2 protein-coding genes are annotated in these 1,460 nt (G+C 39.9%); both read left to right on the top strand.

Features of this window, described 5'->3' with window-relative positions; genetic code table 11:
* On the top strand, window positions 1–509 hold a 509-nt coding region (locus O9334_RS12985), incomplete at its 5' end, for a restriction endonuclease (RefSeq protein ID WP_288000466.1).
* Between the two features lie 325 nt (window positions 510–834).
* The coding region (locus tag O9334_RS12980) for an RpnC/YadD family protein (protein ID WP_288000464.1) at window positions 835–1,460 on the top strand (626 nt) is incomplete at its 3' end.

Genomic DNA, 1,460 nt, shown 5'->3' with positions numbered 1-1,460 from the left:
TAGAATCAGCCAAAGCATTAGCCACTAAACCCGATGATCGTACCCGCAAAGAATTTGAGAAATGGGCGGTTTTAACCTATAGTAATAACCGGGCCGTGATTAATGACAAAAAAGGGGCAGATAAAGGAGTCGATGCCATTGCCTATTTTCAGGGAGATAAAGACAATCGGGAGAAAATTATTTTTCAAGTAAAATCCGGTAATGTCAAATCGGGAGACATCAGAGATCTACAGGGAACCATGACACTACAAGGGGCAGCCCTGGGTATATTTATCACCTTGAAACCCCCCAGCAAAGATATGATCCAAACAGCCAAATCTGCGGGAATTTATCGCAGTCGTTATAGGAGTCAAAGTGTCGATAAAATTGAGATTGTGACGGTACAAGAAATCCTTGAACAGAAAAAACGTCTCGATGTTATCCTCACCTTTGAAGTCCTGAAAGCTGCCGAAAAACAAAGGGAAACCCAAGGACAACAAATGAGTTTAGATATACCCTTCCCCGAATAAAAATCCTTTGTTTAAGTAGCTAGGTATTAAGTAGCTGGTTATAATTAAATTGAAGATAGATTTTGGGTTCGATCCCCCCTACCCTCCTTGATAAGGGGGGTGATTTCACGGTTTTGAACACCTAACTACTTAAAAATTGTCAGATGCTCCCCTTAATAAGGGGAGATAGGGTGATAAGTACCTAAGCAAAATTAATTACACATATCTAACCACCTCTTGCCTCTTGCCTCTTGCCTCTTGCCTATCTTCACTAGGAAATTAATTTTGCACGACTACTTAATTTTGTTAAAATATAGGTCAGCCTTAACCTATAATTGAATTAAAAATGTATGATTCTACCTGTAAATTTATCGCCCTTGAATATTCGAGAGACTTGGCCACTTGGTTACTGGGTAAACCCTTAGAATTAACAGAAATTAAACCCTCGGAATTATCCCTAGAACCAATTAGAGCCGATACTTTAATCTTTTTAGAGTCGGAAGAATTAATCTTACATATCGAGTTCCAAACCGACCCTAAAGAAGATATTCCCTATAGAATGCTAGATTATGCCACCAGACTCTATCGACGCTATCCCCATAAACCTATCCATCAAGTGGTTATTTATCTAAGGAAAAGTGACTCCCCCACAGTCCGACAGAATGATTATAAACAAGGGAAAACCTCTCATCAATTTGAAGTGATTAGACTCTGGGAACAACCCTCAGAACCCCTATTAAAGGCCCCCGGACTGTTTCCCTTTGCCATACTTGCTCAAGCTGAGAAACAAGAAAACTTACTGCGGCAAATTGCCCAAGAAATCGAGCAAATCAGCGATAGTCGAGAACAAAGTAATCTGGCTGCATCTACCGCAATTCTAGCCGGGTTAGTATTAAAGAAAGACATCATCCAACGATTATTAAGGAAGGACATCATGAAAGAATCAGTTATCTATCAAGAAATCTGGTCGGA

Origin of the sequence: Microcystis sp. LE19-8.1F (genome assembly GCF_027531715.1) — a bacterium.
Taxonomy (GTDB): domain Bacteria; phylum Cyanobacteriota; class Cyanobacteriia; order Cyanobacteriales; family Microcystaceae; genus Microcystis; species Microcystis wesenbergii_A.
Note: the sequence above shows the minus strand (reverse complement) of the source record. Positions and strands in the feature narration are given on the sequence as shown.